Below are 17,925 nucleotides of genomic sequence, written 5' to 3' on the forward strand. Positions count from 1 at the left end.
CGTAGCGAGATTTTCCGTTGATGCACTGTTTTTATGTAGGTTCCAAACGATTTTCTTTGATTGTATGGCTGATAGCAATTTTTGCTTTGATATGTTTTTTCAACTTACGAAGTGCTAATGCGGAATTTCGAATTGGATGGAAAAATCAAGCCGATATCGCCAATTTTATTCAATTGGATAAAAAACATCAAAAAGTTGCCAGGGAAACAATAGCCTGGAAAAAATATGACGATGATTTTAAAGCCTTGCATAATTTGTCTATTGGTCAGGTTGATGCCGTTCCAGTAGATATGGTTACTTTTCTGTCAGTTATAACGGTTGGTTTGCAGGGACGTGTAATCGCAATTGATCGGCAATATGGTAAAGAAAGCGCCTTAATCGTAAAAAGCCAGAAACATATAGATACTCCTCAAGATCTGGTTGGTAAAAATATTGCGGTACCTTTCATGACAAGCAGTTATTATAGTCTGTTACGTTATTTGCAGCATAATGATATTCCTGTTGAAAAAATTCATCTAGTAAATATGAATTATAATGAAATTACACAAGCTTGGCAGAAAAATGAAATTGATGGGGCCTACGCTGACGGAACTACAGTTTTACCGTTCGTCAAGGATGGACATGTATTGGTAGATTCATCACAGTTGGCAAAATGGGGGTATCCAACATATCAGGTATGGGTTGTGATGGATGAGATTATTTCAGATCAACCTTTTTGGATGGAAAGTTTTGTAAAAAAAATATTGAAAAATATCGATGATAATAGGCGAAATATAGCCTATTTCACTCCTCAGTCTCCGGAGGTTGGCCAGCTTGCCCAATTATTAGATAAATCACCGGAAGTAGTTTGCAGCTTGTTAAAACAGCAGACTTATCTTGATAAAACTCAGCAATCTTTAATATTATCACGTTATTTGTCGAAGGAGTTTGATGAAATAGGTTTGTTTATGAAGGCTCAGAAAATTATGCCTGATATTTTACCTGATTACCTGATTTATGTTTATGACAGTTTTATAAAAAATAACAAAAATAATTAATTGATTTTATATTTTTTTTTACATTAAATTGAAAAATATAAAGAAATTAATGTAGGATTAAAAATTTATTAACTGTTCCAAGTGTAATATTTTAATAATAATTATCTTATTTTTGTTTTTTATCTGAATAAAATTAATAGATTACTAATTTGAATTTCATGTTTAAAAAAGAATATGTTGAGATTTAATGTTTTAAATAATATGAAATCTTTTATTATTGATGTATTTGATTTACGTTGTGATTTCCAGACTGTTATTTCATTGCGTAATGTTTTCTAATTAATTCCTGTTCTTAAACCGGAGAGCCTTTGGGTTATGGAATCTGTCCGTAAGTTTCTTAATAAGTCGACACTGTTCGCTGTTTTAATTTTGCCTGTTTTTTTAACGCACTTACGGGGTATAGCGGATGGGTTAATCAGTTATATAGCAATATGTTTTGTAATTTACTCTTTTATCAACAAACAATGGGACTGGGGAAAACAAAACTGGGTGATTATTGCATTTCTCTGGTGGGGGTGGATTTTATTGTGTACTATTCCCTTTGGATTGTTTCAATATAACATAATGATGATCCAGGCTTTAGTGTTAATTCGTTTTATTTTTTTTGCTGCGGCACTTCAGGTCTGGGTTTTAACTGATGAGAAATACAGGCGATGGCTATCTTATGTTTTGATTGCCTGTGCGACTTATATTATTTTGAATATGCTATGCCAGCTTATTACAGGATATAATATTGTAGGAGCGCCACGTTATTTCGACGGTACACTGACAGGTCCATATCATCATCCTAGAGCGGCAGGACCATTGGCCAGGTTACTGTTGCCAATTACTTTAAGTTTGAGTATTTATTGCATTTGTCGTTTAAAAGGATGGCGGGGAGATCTGGTCGCTTTATTCATTATCTTATTTGCTATACTGATGATGGCTTTTGCCGGTCAAAGAATGCCATTTATTCTTTTTGTTTTCGGAATATTTGTATCCTTGTATTGGTTACGTCCCTTACGGACAATCGTTTTGTCAATGTTAATTTGTATTCCATTGATACTGGGTGCAACATCATTTTTATCGCCTAAGAGCTATCATCATTTGGTGACTTTATTTATCCATCAAATGGCACATTTTTCCTCTGATAATTATGGATTGATCTATACACGGGCGATGATTATGGGATTGTCAAATCCCTGGACGGGTTTGGGATATGATGCCTATCGTCATTTTTGTGCCAATCCGATTTATTTTCATGGATTATCCTTTTGGGGAATTGCAATTGGACATGGGGATGGGAAAGGGGCAGAGATTTGTTTGCCCCATCCTCATAATCATTATATTGAAATGTTTGTAAATGCAGGAATTCCCGGATTAATCTTGTTTTGTTACATGGTATTTTTATGGTGGGTTAATTTGGTAAAGGGATTAACGTCCAAATTGCTATCATTGAAAGATGCGGTTAAAAATTCCTGGCGTGTTGGATTATTTGCTGCGGTTTTAGTTCACGAATGGCCATTTGCGGCTGGAGGAAGTTTCGGAAATTTACCCTTGGGAGGATGGTTTTTTCTACTATTGGGACTAGGTTTATCTTATAGTTGGGATTATGGTAATCATAAGGCAGCATTGAAGGTTTATAATGGAATTGGATCATAAAGAAAAAAATAAAATACCTGTAACTGTTCTGACGGGTTATTTAGGAGCGGGAAAGACAACTTTACTAAACCGTATTCTAACGGAACAGCAAGATAAAAAATATGCCGTTATTGTTAATGAATATGGTGAATTAGGTATTGATAATGATTTAATAGTCGATGCGGATGAAGAAATATTTGAGATGAGCAACGGATGTGTCTGTTGTACAATTCGAGGCGATTTGGTTCGTATTCTCAACAAGCTTATTCAAAGACAAAGAAGTTTCGATGGAATAATTATTGAAACCACAGGGTTAGCTGATCCTGCGCCCGTAGCACAGACTTTTTTTGTTGATGAGGATATTCGTAACAAAACTCGTCTTGACGCGGTGATTGCCGTAATTGATGCGTTTCATGTGATGAAGACATTGGATGAAAGTAAGGAGGCAGTTAATCAAATTGCTTTTGCGGATGTAATCTTGTTGAATAAAGTTGATCTGGTTGATAGGGGATCATTAATTGCTATAAAAAAAAGAATTCGTACAATCAATCCGATGGTTGCTTTATATGAAATGGAAAAAGGGAATATTTCCCTTATGAAAATTCTGGATCTTGGGGGGTTTGATTTAAATAGAGCCTTGACGTTAGAACCCAAATTCTTATCATCCCATGACCATGACCATGACCATGACCATGACCATGACCATGACCATGACCATGACCATGACCATGACCATGACCATGACCATGACCATGTACAACATTCTCATGGTGATGGTGTGACGAGTATTTCACTTATGGAAGATAAACCATTAGATGGAAAACGTTTTAATTTATGGATGTCCATGGTTCTTCAGAAATTTGGAAAGGATATATTGAGAATCAAAGGAATTATGAATTTTAAGCATGACGATCGATGTTTTGCATTTCAAGCTGTTCATATGATGGCAGAGGGAAATTTCATCCGTTCTTGGAAGACAAATGAGGATCGCTGTTCCAGATTGGTTTTTATTGGCCGGAATTTAGATGAAAAATCTCTACGTGAGGGATTTTTTAAATGTATAGATTAACAAATCTGTGACTGGAAAGTATGGAATGAATCAGCCGTTACAATTAATCGAAAGTCGGGGTTCTTTTAAAAAAGTGGAAGGCACGATTATCGCCTGTGCTACATCTTGGGATGAACAGTATAATGCTTTTGCAACGGCAGATGGAGATTTGTGGATTATTCCTTTGATTCACAATAATGATCCAGATTATTGGTATAAAGTTCAACCTCATGATGGAGGGATTTTATCTTTATCACAAGATTTGACCTTTTCAGGTTTTGTTACTTCTGGTGATGATAATAAACTAATAAGAATCATTCCCGGGAAAGAACCTCAACAATTATTAAAAACCAGACGTTGGATTGATAAAATCGTTTCTTGGACTGATAAGGAAAGGAAACAAAATAAAATCGCTTTTATTACAGGAAAAGAAATTCATTTATATAAAGATAATTTTACAGAGCCATATAGAATTTTTGAACATTCTTCTGGAGTTAGTGATTTGGTTTTCAGTTTGGATGGTGCAAAAATAGCCAGTTCTTATTATAATGGTGCCACTTTATGGTCTGCTGATTATAAAAATCCTGTAAAAATTAAGGATTTTACATGGAAAGGTAGTCATACAGGGATCACTTTACATCCTAAAGAAGAGGCGTTGGTAACATCAATGCAAGATCATGATTTACATGGTTGGCGTATTTCAGACGGACACAATATGCGAATGAGTGGATACCCAACCAAAGTAAAATCTCTAAATTTTTCATCTGATGGAAAATGGTTGGCAACCAGTGGAGCTGAACCGGTGGTTTTATGGCAGTTTTTTGGAGGCGGTCCAATGGGAAAACCTCCTGTGGAATTGCCTGGTATTCCTGGAAGTTGTTGTATGGTAGTGGCATGTCATCCTACCTATGATATGGTTGCTGCTGGATTTTTGGATGGTAGTATATTATTAATCGGAATCAGCGACGAGAAAGTTGTTCCGGTAAATTTAGGATCTAAAAAACCCATTGGAGAAATTACGGCTTTACAATTTAATAAAGAAGGCAGTTTATTAAATATTGGCACTGATGATGGCTATATTATTCTAATTGATTTATCTGAAAAAAAATAGTTGTAAAAAATAATCAGCCATATCCTTTTTTCTGTCCAGGATTTATTTATATGGATGAGATATCATGTTTCAGAACAAGTAGTTGATCAGAATTTAAAAAAATTATTCTGGTTCCACATGAATGTTTATTGAAACATTTCCAATTACTTTTTGTAAAGCGTGTTCAATACGATCACATATCTTATGGGCTTCTTTCACTCTCATGTCTCCAGACACAACCAAATGAAAATCAATAAAAATCAAATTGCCAACCTGACGAAAACGGACCATATGGAATTCTTTTGCTTCAGGGGCATTTGCCTGAATTATTTTATAAATACTGGAAATGGTTTGAGGGTCAGGAGCTTTATCCATCAAGCCATTAATAGAATTTTTTATGATGCCAAAGCCTATACGTAAAATATTAATAGCAATGAAAAAGCCCATCAGGGCATCAAGTGCAGCCCATTGAAACATTGGAATAAGTGTAAAACCTACAATTAATCCGATAGTTGTCCATACATCGGAAAGAACATGCTGTCCACCTGCTATAAGGACTGCAGAAAAATATTTTTTACCTACACGAATAAGTGTTATTGCCCAGAATAGATTAACAAGCCCAGCTGTTCCATTTAGAATAATTCCTTTTAAAGGCGCCATGGGAAATTGGGGATTTTTCCATCCTTGCCAGGCTTCGTAAAAAATTAAAATTGATGTTACTATTACTAATAAACCTTCGGCGGCGGCAGAAATATATTCGGCTTTATAGTGTCCATAAGTATGGTTTTTATCGGCTGGTTGGGTCGAAATGGTGATTGCGAATATTTCAAAAATAGCGGCTAACACATTGATTGTTGTTTCAAGCATGTCAGAATAAAAAGCAACACTGAGTGTTGTTTTCCATGCCAGATATTTAAGAAAAAAAACTACAAGACTAACCAGAAAACTCCCAAGACTGAATAGGATTTTCTTATTCTTTATTATTTTAAAGATCATAAGGTAATTATAAGTTTAAGGTTAAACAGTATTAATGTCCGCCAGATTGCAAAAACTGGCTTCATTTTTTTGTTCGATCTGGAAAGTTGAATGATTAATTCTAAATTTTTCCTTGAGGCGTTGTGCAACCATATTCAGAAACTGGTCAGAATGTTGATTGGTATTACTGACCAAATGAACAGTTAGGGCGGTTTCTGTTGTACTTAAAGCCCAGATGTGTAGATCATGTAAATCAATGATATTGGGAAGGGAGCGTAAATAGGTTTCCACGGCGAAAGCGTCAACATTGCTTGGGACACCGTCCATGGCAAGTGTAACTGAATCTTTCAATAAAGACCAAGTTCCCCAAATAATTATTGCAGCGACAATCAAGCTGGTAATGGGATCAAGCATATTCCAATGGGTGAAAAAAATAATAATCCCTGCCCCGGCAACACTCAACGATAAAAGGGCGTCATAGGCCATGTGCAAAAAGGCACCCTTAATATTAAGATCCTCTTTTTGTCCGGAATGGAACATCAATGCGGTTATTCCATTTATAACAACACCGAGTAAGGCGACTAAAATTACTGTTTTACCTGTAACAGTTGCAGGTTTGTAAAAGCGTTCAATTGATTCCCAGATAATTCCTCCCGTAACAATAAGCAATAAAATTGCATTACTTAAAGAAGCCAAGATAGAGGTTCGACGATATCCGTAGGTAAAATTGGGAGAGGGTTTTTTTTTGCTTAAATATGATGCCCCCCAGGCGGTGGCCAAGGCAAAAACATCTGATAGATTATGACCGGCATCAGCAATTAAGGCTAGGGAATTGGCAAAAATGCCCCATATGGTTTCGGCACAAATATAAATTAAGTTAAGGCTAATTCCTAGAGCAAAGGCCTTGCCAAAAGATTGTGGAACATGATGGTGATGACCGTGGATATGTTCATGTGCATGATCATGCAAGTGGGAATGATTGAATTGATGCATGTCATGCGTGGAATGATCCAAATTGCTCAAGATTAAATCCCTATAATTTTTTAGTTATAAAATAAGATTAACCATATTGTTAAACGCTTATTATAAAAAATTTAATTTGATTAGCCTAATTTTATTTTTAAAAATTTATCTAAATCATATCAAATCTGACAATCAAGTTTTAAATTGGTTTTATATGTAAATACTGTGTTTTGTTTATTATAAAAAAATCCAAATATTAATCGGGAATGAATGTTAAGAAAATTTGTGCTTCTTCGTTAACGTAACCACGATGATAGTATTCCTTATCACTATTATTTATAAAATAATGAACAATGCAATCACCCGCCTCGATGTGAACAGGTAGTCGATTATTATCAGAAATTTGTTGAATGGCAAAATCTTTTCCATGAGCGGTTATCAAGGTCTGGGCTATTATTTGTGAGGTTGGTCATAAGGAACTGTATTGGGAATCTTGTCATTAAAAAATTTGACCATTATGATTAGGAAAAGCTATTTGTTATACGACATTGTTGTTTATAAACTGCGATCATATTTCTCACAGCTAGTTTTTCATATCAAAGAAAGATTGATAGCTGCAATATTTTCATAGATAGAAATTATCTTTCTCTTTGGTAGAATTATATAACTGTTACCATCAGGAAATTTTTGCCGTTTTTAACAACAGTAATTGCTATATATTCTGTATTTCGTAAACCTGTAGTCCTTTCAACATCAAGTTTGACCCGATCCTATCAGATAATTTTTTAGGTATGGATTTATTTTTGTGATTTTCAAATGGATAGGAAATATCTGAAAATCAGTGGAAGCAGGGGTAGGTAAAGAAATTAGACTATAAGCGCCAAATAAAAAAAGAGTATAAAAATTATAAATAATTATTGAGGGAAGGTATATCTAGAATAATGTTATTAACGTTTTTGAAAGAAAGATATAAGATATGGTTCCAGCTTAAGAAAATGTTACTTGTAATTGGTTGCTTTTGAAATTATATGATGTTTTATCGTTTAAGTTTTTGATACCTCTCCTTAAATGTTGTAAACTTCCTGAAAGACTAACTTTATTAAAGACTGAAAATAAATTATTTTCAGTCTTTTTTTAATAGTTTTATATTGAATAAATCATGTATATCAATTTTTTAGTGCCAATAATGGTTTATATTAGCGAGAATAATTAAATAAAATAAAATTCTTTATGTTATAATATTGAGCTCACGAAAAGTTTTATAGAAATAACAAAATCACTGATCTTATATGATTTACCAATTCATTAATTTGATTTAGAAAATACAGTTTGGTTTGTTTTTTCTAAATTAAAGACTTCGACAACGTTAATAATATGCAAGTTTAGAAAAAACAAACCGAAACAATATGAAAATAAATTAAAGAATGTTACTTTTCAGGCTTCCTTATTTCTAAAAATGTAGAAGCAAATTATAATTGATTAATATAAAATATTTTTTCTATTCTCCTTTTAAACTAAGATGTAAAACTGGACAGTCAAAATAAAATATTTAAAATGAAGCTAATAAAATATTCTACTATATAGAAGATTTATGTTGAATCAATTAAAAGATAAATGTTTTATATTATATTTTATTATCATGGTTAAATCACTACATTTACGAATTAACTGCCAAATAGCATTCAACAGATAAATGTTTCCACTCTTTGTACAAGTAATCATTACCAAAATAAAGCTGACTTTTTTCCACATGGTAATAAAAACCATAGTCTTATCATATAAAATATGATAAATGTCACAGACAGTCATTGCAGAAATTCCTCTTCTGTTATGATTAGGTCGGGTCAGTATGTTGCAGCATCTGATCCGGCCGCTTCGACACTATCTGTCGAATGCTGATTACAAATATACAAAGAAAATTGGATTTATGAAACTTATTTTTTTTGTCCATGTAAAAATAAGATCATTAAATTTATTCAATGTTATTAACAATTTCATATATAAAATATTATATTTGAACAATATTCATTAAAATCAAGGTTTTTTAAAGTTGGTTTTTCCCAAGTTTATTATTCCTTTATTGAAATGTAATTTTTGCATAAAGAATTGGTAAAATAATATTCGATTCGAGATTTTGGTTTTATCTTATCTCTTTCTAATATATATGCATAATTATTTATTCTTTACATATATGTTACTTGATGATAGTGAATTTATGCTAGGTTATATTAAAAAAATGTATAAGAAATTTTAAATAACTGGAATGATAACGTAATTTTTATAAAAACTTCATGATTAATTTTCATAAAACAATAACTACATATTATGTATACTCAATTAAAGTCAAGAAATATTGCGAATTTTATTCCATAAATAAAATGGATGTCTGTTTTACAAATAGATGAGAATTTTATTTTTTCATTTATCTATTTTATAGAAAAATTATAATTAAAATATAGTGATAATAAGATTTATTATTTGTAAAATTAATGCACTACTATAATTTTTATTGTGTTTATATAGCTATTGACTTAATTACAATTTAATATAAGTCAATTAATCATTATTTATATGACAAGATTATTGATATGTATAATTGATTAATATGATGGCCAGCATTAATATTTCGATACAATATGACATAATGTTTGATGTAAAGTGTGGATGAGGACTTTGTGTCTTTGATTGGACATTTACCTGTTTTGGTCAATCTGTGGAAATTGTATTGAATATGGGTATTTGAATCCTATTTTAATGATTGTCTTTTAGGGATTGTTCAGGATATAAACAGCGATATTCTGCAATCAGGGATTTAAGAGGATAAGAACAATTAGGATGAAAAGAAAATCTGGTTTTAAAGATGATTAGAGTTACAGAAGTGAAACTGCCCTTGGATCATGATGAAGCAGATTTGAAACAGGCCTTGTATAATCGTCTAAAACAATTTCCCAGCGAGTATCAGGTAATAAGGCGGGGATATGATGCACGCCGACGGGGGGACATTCAACTGGTGTATACCATTGACTGTTCCATTGATAATGAAGAGGAATTTTTACGCAATCATTCCCTGGATCGCAATTTATCAAAAACACCAGAGGTTCGGTATCAGTTCGTGATGTCCCGGCAGACTGGTGAAAAAATTGCTAATCAGGCCAGCTATGTTCGTCCCGTCGTTATTGGTGCGGGGCCTTGCGGGGTTATGGCGGGATTGTTACTGGCACAGATGGGCTTGCGTCCTTTGATTCTTGAACGTGGGAAACCGGTCAGGGAAAGGACAGTCGACACTTTTGCATTTTGGCGTCAGTCAAAATTCAATCCTGACAGCAATGTCCAATATGGAGAGGGAGGTGCGGGAACCTTTTCCGATGGCAAACTTCATACGCAGATCAGTGATCCGTATCATTATGGTCACAAGGTCTTGACAGAATTTGTCAGGGCAGGTGCGCCAGAGGAAATTCTTTACGTATCCAAACCCCATATTGGTACATTTCGGTTGGTCAGTATGGTTGAGAAAATTCGTCAGGAAATAGAATCTTTTGGTGGTCAGTACCGGTTTAATACTTATGTGCAAAAGATTTTGATGAATAAAAATCGCCAGATTGTCGGGGTTCAATTGGTGGATGGGCAGGAAATACAGACAAATCACATTATTCTTGCGACTGGACACAGTGCGCGGGAGATGATGCATGCCCTTTATGAGGATGGCGTGGAGATTCAGGCAAAACCTTTTTCTGTTGGTGTCAGAATTGAGCATCCGCAAACCCTGATTGATAAGGCCCGTTTTGGTTCACAGGCGGGACATCAGCTGTTGGGGGCGGCCGATTATAAATTGGTGCATCATGATGCAGACAAGCGGGGGGTTTATTCCTTTTGTATGTGTCCGGGGGGGACGGTGATCGCGGCAGCCTCGGAAGAGGGTGGAATAGTTACAAACGGAATGAGCCAGTATTCCAGGGCGGAAAGAAATGCCAATGCTGCAATCGTGGTGGGTGTTCAGCCGGAACGGGATTATGCAGGCCATCCCCTGGCGGGTATTGCCTTCCAGAGAGATCTGGAGCGGAAAGCTTTTCAGCTGGGGGGTGCGAATTACAAAGCACCGGTTCAGCGGGTGGAGGATTTTTTGCTTGGAAGGGCAACCCGGACATTGGGTTCGGTTGTTCCCTCTTATAAACCGGGGGTGGAACCCGATGATCTTGCGGAGATATTGCCTTCATTTGTTATCAATGGAATACGGGAGGCATTACCTGCATTTAATCGTAAATTGTCCGGATTCAATTTTGCTGATGCTGTAATGACCGGTGTGGAAACGCGAACATCCTCGCCAGTTCGTATTCCAAGAATGGATGATGGGCAAAGTGTCAATACTTCCGGACTTTATCCTGCGGGAGAGGGGGCTGGATATGCGGGCGGTATCATGTCTGCGGCCATTGACGGGATAAAGATTGCCGAAAAAGTTGCCCAGAATATCCACGACAATCATCAGTAGATTCGGGGATTACATCCCTACAGACAAACTGTTGGTTTGGGATGTGATCCGGATTCATCTTTGCAACCTTCATAATTAATGTTTCAATGTTCACTTTGATGATTTTTGAATATTGGGTTAAAGTCGGACGATGGAAATGATAAGACAATAAAGGAAAGAAATCTGCATAATGAAAATTCATGCCGCTCAATTGGCTGATCTTGATCAGATAATGGCCATTCAAATGTTATGTTATTATGCGATTGAGCCTGAATCACGGCTTTCTATGGCTTCAAAAATCATTGCCAGTCCTGATACCTGTTTTGTGGTGAAAGAGCGAGATATGGTCAGGGGGTATTTGCTGGCCATTCCCGTCATGTCGGGTGAAGCTCCCGCCCTGGATAGCGAAGTTTGCGATTTGGCAGGAGGGGCGGATTGCCTTTATCTGCATGATTTGGCCGTTCATCCAGAATCAAGAGGGCTGGGAGTTGGATGTATTTTGGTGCGGCAATTCATGAATATTGCTCATAAGAAAAAATTCCGTCATGCATCCCTTGTTTCCATTCAGGATTCCTTCCGTTTTTGGCAGAAACAGGGATTTGAGGCAATTGTTCCCCCCGAAAAGTTGCAGAGTAAATTGATGACCTATGGTCAGGATGCAGTTTATATGGAAAAACTTCTGATTGGCATTCCTCAGGAGTAGGATAATTTTATGAAATCCCTGTTTTTTTATTGTATTGCGGCCTTTGCCGAGATTGCCGGTTGCTTTTCTTTTTGGGTATGGGCACGGTTGGGGAAGTCGCCCTTGTGGCTCGTACCCGGAATGGCCAGTTTGGCATTTTTTGCCCTGATGCTGACGTTGGTGGAGGTTGATCTGGCGGGGCGTGCCTATGCTGTATATGGTGGAATTTATATTTTATGTTCCCTGTTCTGGTTATGGATTGTTGAAAATACACGACCGGATCGGTGGGATATTCTGGGAATGCTGATTTGTTTGGCTGGAGTATCCATTATCTTGTTCATGCCCAGGGGGTGATCAATCGCAGAGATCAATGGAATGTGGTTTTGGGACAAAGCGGGTTGAATATCTAAACTTAAAAAAATCCCAGGCAAATAATAATAAAATGCCTGGGTAAAAAAGTGCTTAAAATAAATATCAACGTAATAAAAGATATTTCACAAAAGGTTATTAATGAATTCAGTTATAAGAAATTTCTCGATGAAAAAATCAGCCTATAAATTTGAACTCAAACAATGAAATACCAACTACTATGAGCTAATATATGAAATCACATGACTTTTATACAATTTATGACCGGTTGCGTCAATATTGATACCCACGATTTTCCTATAAAAGATAGTAAAATAAAAGAGATAATGCTTGGAAAACAAAGGTTTTTTTTATAAAGTGGCAAAATTTCAAAAAAAATTGATCGTTTTTGAAACAATAATAAATATTTCGGAATCGAAAAATAACAGGGTCTTTTATACCATAAGATTTTATTGAAAAATGATGGGAACTGATATCCAGATTTTCAATTTTATCCAGTGACAGGATCATGTCGGATTTATCAAAATAAATTCCTTGAAAAAAAGATTTTATGAAATGAAAAGGGAAAATCTGGAGACAAAATTCTGTTCAATACAACATTTGCATGAATGAAAATAACACTGTTTATAAAAATACGGAAATAACCTGAAAATTATTGAAATATCTCATATATTCCCCCGGTAGAAAATGGCTTCTTCAGGGTCATGAAACCGGGGGAAATAAATTTTTTGTATTTTAAAAACAATTAAGCAAGGGAACGGCCATTTACGTGAATCCTGATGGAAATGGTAAATATACAAGTAAATTCATTCGTTGGTTCTCCTTAACAATTTAATGGAAATTAAATAAATGCGGCATCCAGCGAACAAACGGCCCTGTTCCCCAAATGTGCAGTAAACCGCAGAATGAGAGGGTTGGTTTCTGAATAAAATTTATTTTTGGTGATAGCGAAAGGGCTAACAGTGTGATATAAATTCAAATCAGTCATTGCAGATTCCGTTCAAAACTTGGTCTGTGATGATTAGGTTGGGTAAGATGTTGTAGCATCTTATTCAACCGCATCAAGGCATTATTCGCCGGATGCTCCTGTTACTATACGTGTAAAATTCCCTTTTGCAAATAATTTTTTAAACGAATTAAAATTTGTCCCGTTCCCTTTATTGCGGATAAAAAGGTTATTCGTATCGGAATGGATTCTATATCTGAAATTCGATTTAATGAATTATTTCAAATATATATTAAAATCCGTTTATTATTGTCCATTCAGTTTAATGGCGCAAATGTTATTTCTCTTAACAAAAATTTGATAATTTCGTGATTTGATCGTTTCATGTAGTTAATATATTGTTAAAGATCGTTATATTTATGGAGTATTTTATGATGAATAAATGGGTGGATTACGTAATTACCGAAGTAAGATACAATAATGAACGTTCACATATCGTTGCATTCAAGTGCTGGCGACATATCGGGGCCGAACTGATCGGCCCGGATATACGGTCAAGGGCTGATATCATTAATGCCATTGACAATGAGAACCTGGTTTTTATCACCGAATACAAAGGTGAGGATGGAAAATGGGAAAAGGGCGGTGATGTCGGTATTGTAACGGTTGGAAATGAAAAATTCCTGCGAACCGATACCAATCCGGAAACCAGTGACAATCTGGGAAATTTGCCCGAATTGTAATGTTCACGTAAATATGTCCAATACATCCAGTTTATCCATTTATCGGTTATTTTCATTTAAACAAATTTCATTAATTTTACCTAGTTATAATGTTAAACAGTTGTGATTAGATCGTTGCGGTAAAATAATGTATTATTTAATATCATTAATTTAAGGAGTATTTATCATGAGTAAATGTACAAACTAAATTTTTACAGCATTAAGTTACAATATTGATCATTCTCATATTGTCAAATTACAAATCTGGGAATGTGATAAAAACTTTGTAACTAAAAGATAATTTAGGTAATTTACCTGAATTTTGATTTGATTTTAATGTAATTGTAATTTATTACTTTAATTTCTTAGGTTATTTAACGTTAATTTTATATTTATAGATTCAATATTATCATTGATACAAGGGATTTGTACCTAGCATTAATGGAAATATTTTTATCAATAAATTTCAGGCTGGATGATTTTGCTTATTAGGTATTCCTGAATCAGATTCTGGAATATCGAGTGAAAAAATCATTCAGTTTTTTTTATCCTTTTTGCACGGTCTGGTTTTCGCAAACCGTTATTCTTTTGCCCCCTTTAATATTGTAATCCCATCCGGCCAATTTAAATAGCTAATATGAATATTTGGGAAAAAGGTTTGTTTTGATCTTTTGATATAGATGGATTAAAATTGATTTTTTCATTTTGAAATTTTATTACTATTGTGAGGGAAGAATTGACTGATAAGCAAAAGGATGATTCCTTGGACATGAAGATTGTCCAACGGGTCGCTAAATTATCTGCACTTGCCGTCAAGGAAAAAGAAGTGGCAACCTATGCCCGGGATTTGGGGGGTATAATACACTGGGTTGAGCAGTTAAACGAGCTGGATGTTTCCGCGGTTGAACCAATGGTTGGGGCAGAAAATGCACAATTGAGAATGCGTGATGATGAGGTTACCGATGGCAATTGCCGTGAGGCTGTTTTATCCAATGCTCCAGAACGTATCGCCGATTTTTATGCTGTTCCGAAAGTGGTTGAATAATGCTGACAGAAATGACGATTACAGACGCGGTCGAGGGCCTGCGTCAAAAGAAATTCAGCGCGGAGGAATTGACACGGGATCATCTGAAGGCGGTTGGTCAGTTAAACAGCCGGATCAATGCCTATATCACGGTAACGGAAGAGGTCGCCCTTGGTCAGGCCAGGGCGGCAGATGAAAAACTGGCTTCGGGGGATGCGCCGGTACTGACCGGTATTCCTTTGGCGATCAAGGATCTTTTTTGTACAAGGGACATTCCAACAACCGCCGCCAGCCGTATCTTGGAAAATTTTGTTCCACCCTATGAAAGTACGGTGACCTCGAATTTATTGAGGAATGGAGCCGTTTTTTTGGGCAAGACCAATCTTGATGAATTCGCGATGGGATCCGGCAACCTGAATTCGGCATTCGGTGCCGTTGAAAATCCATGGAAACGCAAAAATGATGATGCGTTTCTGGTTCCCGGCGGCTCTTCTGGTGGTTCCGCGGCTGCCGTGGCGGCGCGGATGGCTCTGGGGGCAACCGGAACGGATACGGGTGGCTCCATTCGTCAGCCGGCAGCATATTGCGGTATCACCGGAATCAAGCCAACCTATGGGCGATGCAGTCGTTGGGGCATTATTGCCTTTGCCAGCTCGCTTGATCAGGCTGGGCCCATGGCAAAAACCGTTGAGGATTGTGCAATCTTGTTGCAATCAATGGCCGGTTTTGATCCAAAAGACAGCACAAGCGTGGACAGGGCGGTTCCGGATTATCGTGCGGCCTGTAACCGTTCATTGAAGGGGTTGCGTGTGGGTATTCCAGAAGAATATCGCGCTCCTGGCATGTCATCTGAAATAGAGGCAATCTGGCAGCAGGGAATTGACTGGTTGAAAGAGGCCGGTTGCGAGATCGTGGATGTTTCCCTGCCTCATACTAAATACGGATTGGCCACCTATTATATCATTGCCCCTGCTGAAGCCTCATCCAATCTGGCCCGTTATGACGGGGTGCGCTATGGTCGCCGTGTCAGTGGAAAAAGTCTTGAGGAACTCTATGCGAATACACGCGGAGAGGGTTTTGGTACAGAGGTGAAACGCCGTATTTTGATGGGTACTTATGTGTTGTCGGCCGGTTATTACGATGCCTATTATCTCCGGGCGCAGAAGGTTCGCAAACTTATCTATCAGGATTTCATGAATGCCTATGAAAAGGTGGATGTTCTCTTGACACCAACGGCACCATCAGCCGCTTTTGCCAAAGGTGAACATCAGGATGATCCCGTACAAATGTATCTGAATGATATTTTCACCGTTCCCGCCAGTATGGCCGGAGTGCCTGGTCTGGCCTTGCCGGCCGGGTTAAATGACCAGGGTCTTCCCCTGGGTTTGCAGTTGCTGGGTCGTCCATTTGATGAGGAGACCCTGATTGCTGTTGGGTCAGCAATGGAAAAAGCTGCCAATTTCACATATAAACCCGCCATTCGTTCTGGAGTTTCCCTATGAGTTATGTGATTGAAGGGTCAACAGGATCCTGGGAAGTTGTTATTGGTCTTGAAGTCCATGCCCAGGTTATCAGTAAGGCCAAATTGTTTTCAGGTGCCTCCACGCATTTTGGTGGTGAACCCAATACGCAGGTCAGTCTTGTTGATGCCGCTTTTCCCGGTATGTTGCCCGTCATCAATCGTGAATGTGTTGATCAGGCCATTCGTACAGGATTTGGGTTAAATGCCCAGATTAATCTGGTAAGTCGTTTTGACCGCAAGAATTATTTTTATGCCGATTTGCCACAGGGATACCAGATTTCTCAATTTACGCATCCTATTGTTGGCAAGGGTGAAATCGAGATCGAACTGGATGACGGTACGGTCAAGAAGATTGGTATTACCCGTTTGCATCTTGAACAGGATGCTGGAAAATCCATTCATGACCTTGCCCCAAAAGAGACCTGTATTGATTTAAATCGCTCTGGTGTGGCTTTGATGGAGATTGTCAGTGAGCCGGATATGCGCTCACCGGAAGAGGCAGGTGCCTACTTACGCAAAATCCGTGCGATTGTGCGCTATTTGGGTACTTGTGATGGAAATATGGAGGAGGGATCAATGCGTGCGGATGTGAATGTGTCTGTCCGTAAGCACGGTGAGGAATATCGTACGCGTTGCGAATTGAAAAATATCAACTCCATTCGGTATGTCATGCAGGCAATTGAAATTGAAGCCAAAAGACATGTGGAAATTTATGAAAATGGGGGAGAGGTGGATCAGGAAACCCGTTTATTCGATGTTGCCAGGGGGGAAACCCGTACGATGCGCAGCAAGGAAGACGCCCATGATTACCGTTATTTCCCAGATCCGGACTTGCTGCCTCTGGTCGTTGAGCAATCCCACGTTGACCATCTCAAGGCAACCCTGACTGAATTGCCGGATGCAAAACGAGACCGTTTCCAGAATGAGTATGGATTGCCCCGTTATGATGCCAATGTTCTGGTAGCTGAAAAAGACATTGCCGATTTTTTTGAAATTGTTGCAAAGGGTCGGGATGGGCGTTTGGCCGCTAATTGGGTCACAGGCGAACTGTTTGCCGTACTGAATAAAAAGGGTCTGTCAATCCAAGAAAGTCCTGTAAAGGCTGAGGCAATTGGTGTTTTGCTGGACTTGATCGCTGATAAAACCATCAATGGTAAGATTGCCAAGGAGGTTTTTGAGGATATGGTTGAAACAGGTGATATGCCTGCGGATATCGTGGAACGCAAAGGTTTGAGACAGGTAACGGATACTACGGCAATTGACAAAGTGATTGCCGATATTCTGTCAGTCAATGCAGATAAGGTTGAACAATATAAATCAGGTAAAGACAAGCTTTTTGGTTTCTTTGTCGGACAGGTTATGAAGGAAATGAAGGGGAAAGCCAATCCCACAATAGTCAATGAGCTTTTAAAAAAGCATTTATCTTGATAAAAATTGAAAAAGGAAATTGACAGTCCTCGAA

The 17,925-nt window shown here is 37.1% G+C and carries 15 protein-coding genes; 11 read left to right on the plus strand and 4 right to left on the minus strand.

Features of this window, described 5'->3' with window-relative positions:
* The first annotated feature begins 20 nt into the window (after positions 1 to 20).
* From H3T57_RS07405 to H3T57_RS07420, 4 genes are all read left to right on the plus strand, one after another.
* Positions 21 to 1,037, plus strand: a complete 1,017-nt coding sequence (locus H3T57_RS07405) for an ABC transporter substrate-binding protein (RefSeq protein ID WP_155566386.1) — start codon at positions 21 to 23, stop codon at positions 1,035 to 1,037.
* A gap of 315 nt (positions 1,038 to 1,352) precedes the next feature.
* Positions 1,353 to 2,678, plus strand: coding sequence for an O-antigen ligase (locus H3T57_RS07410; protein WP_198193756.1), 1,326 nt, complete (start codon positions 1,353 to 1,355; stop codon positions 2,676 to 2,678).
* Positions 2,662 to 3,726 (plus strand): GTP-binding protein, encoded by a 1,065-nt coding sequence (locus tag H3T57_RS07415; protein ID WP_198193759.1) that lies wholly within the window; start codon positions 2,662 to 2,664, stop codon positions 3,724 to 3,726. Before H3T57_RS07410 ends, H3T57_RS07415 begins: the two co-directional genes overlap by 17 nt.
* Positions 3,727 to 3,751: 25 nt before the next feature.
* Positions 3,752 to 4,816 carry a WD40 repeat domain-containing protein gene (locus tag H3T57_RS07420; RefSeq protein WP_198193761.1) on the plus strand — a complete coding sequence of 355 codons (1,065 nt, stop codon included), beginning with the start codon at positions 3,752 to 3,754 and terminating at the stop codon, positions 4,814 to 4,816.
* A 102-nt stretch (positions 4,817 to 4,918) separates the two neighbouring features.
* Here the strand turns inward: H3T57_RS07420 and H3T57_RS07425 are convergent, their stop codons facing one another.
* From H3T57_RS07425 to H3T57_RS07435, 3 genes are all read right to left on the minus strand, one after another.
* Positions 4,919 to 5,791 (minus strand): cation diffusion facilitator family transporter, encoded by an 873-nt coding sequence (locus tag H3T57_RS07425; RefSeq protein ID WP_155566390.1) that lies wholly within the window; start codon positions 5,789 to 5,791, stop codon positions 4,919 to 4,921.
* A gap of 21 nt (positions 5,792 to 5,812) precedes the next feature.
* The gene (locus H3T57_RS07430; RefSeq protein WP_230873390.1) at positions 5,813 to 6,793 is read right to left on the minus strand and encodes a cation diffusion facilitator family transporter; all 981 of its coding nucleotides are present in this window, start codon (positions 6,791 to 6,793) and stop codon (positions 5,813 to 5,815) included.
* Positions 6,794 to 6,989: 196 nt separating this feature from the next.
* Entirely contained in the window at positions 6,990 to 7,175 is a 186-nt protein-coding gene (locus H3T57_RS07435; RefSeq protein ID WP_198193763.1) for a hypothetical protein, read from the minus strand.
* 2,418 nt (positions 7,176 to 9,593) lie between these two features.
* Between H3T57_RS07435 and H3T57_RS07440 the strand changes: the two genes are divergently transcribed.
* The 3 genes from H3T57_RS07440 (at position 9,594) to H3T57_RS07450 (ending at position 12,234) form a co-directional block, all read left to right on the plus strand.
* Positions 9,594 to 11,219 carry an NAD(P)/FAD-dependent oxidoreductase gene (locus tag H3T57_RS07440; protein ID WP_198193765.1) on the plus strand — a complete coding sequence of 542 codons (1,626 nt, stop codon included), beginning with the start codon at positions 9,594 to 9,596 and terminating at the stop codon, positions 11,217 to 11,219.
* Positions 11,220 to 11,388: 169 nt separating this feature from the next.
* On the plus strand, positions 11,389 to 11,901 hold the full coding sequence (locus H3T57_RS07445) for a GNAT family N-acetyltransferase (RefSeq protein ID WP_155567707.1): 513 nt from the start codon (positions 11,389 to 11,391) through the stop codon (positions 11,899 to 11,901).
* Between the two features lie 9 nt (positions 11,902 to 11,910).
* Positions 11,911 to 12,234, plus strand: a complete 324-nt coding sequence (locus H3T57_RS07450; protein ID WP_110439434.1) for a YnfA family protein — start codon at positions 11,911 to 11,913, stop codon at positions 12,232 to 12,234.
* Positions 12,235 to 13,090: 856 nt separating this feature from the next.
* On the opposite strand, the gene H3T57_RS07455 is transcribed toward H3T57_RS07450, so the two are convergent.
* The gene (locus H3T57_RS07455) at positions 13,091 to 13,237 is read right to left on the minus strand and encodes a hypothetical protein (protein ID WP_155580078.1); all 147 of its coding nucleotides are present in this window, start codon (positions 13,235 to 13,237) and stop codon (positions 13,091 to 13,093) included.
* A 389-nt stretch (positions 13,238 to 13,626) separates the two neighbouring features.
* On the opposite strand from H3T57_RS07455, the gene H3T57_RS07460 reads away from it, so the two are divergent.
* The 4 genes from H3T57_RS07460 (at position 13,627) to gatB (ending at position 17,891) form a co-directional block, all read left to right on the plus strand.
* Positions 13,627 to 13,938 carry a DUF3892 domain-containing protein gene (locus H3T57_RS07460; protein ID WP_196424089.1) on the plus strand — a complete coding sequence of 104 codons (312 nt, stop codon included), beginning with the start codon at positions 13,627 to 13,629 and terminating at the stop codon, positions 13,936 to 13,938.
* Positions 13,939 to 14,686: 748 nt separating this feature from the next.
* Positions 14,687 to 14,962: an Asp-tRNA(Asn)/Glu-tRNA(Gln) amidotransferase subunit GatC gene (gene gatC, locus H3T57_RS07465; protein ID WP_198193974.1), complete on the plus strand. Its 276-nt coding sequence runs from the start codon at positions 14,687 to 14,689 to the stop codon at positions 14,960 to 14,962.
* Positions 14,962 to 16,443 (plus strand): Asp-tRNA(Asn)/Glu-tRNA(Gln) amidotransferase subunit GatA, encoded by a 1,482-nt coding sequence (gene gatA, locus H3T57_RS07470; protein ID WP_198193767.1) that lies wholly within the window; start codon positions 14,962 to 14,964, stop codon positions 16,441 to 16,443. Before gatC ends, gatA begins: the two co-directional genes overlap by 1 nt.
* Entirely contained in the window at positions 16,440 to 17,891 is a 1,452-nt protein-coding gene (gene gatB, locus H3T57_RS07475) for an Asp-tRNA(Asn)/Glu-tRNA(Gln) amidotransferase subunit GatB (RefSeq protein ID WP_198193769.1), read from the plus strand. Before gatA ends, gatB begins: the two co-directional genes overlap by 4 nt.
* The last annotated feature ends 34 nt before the right edge of the window (positions 17,892 to 17,925 follow it).

Source organism: Commensalibacter sp. W6292M3, assembly GCF_016101315.1.
In the GTDB taxonomy this organism is placed as follows: domain Bacteria; phylum Pseudomonadota; class Alphaproteobacteria; order Acetobacterales; family Acetobacteraceae; genus Commensalibacter; species Commensalibacter melissae.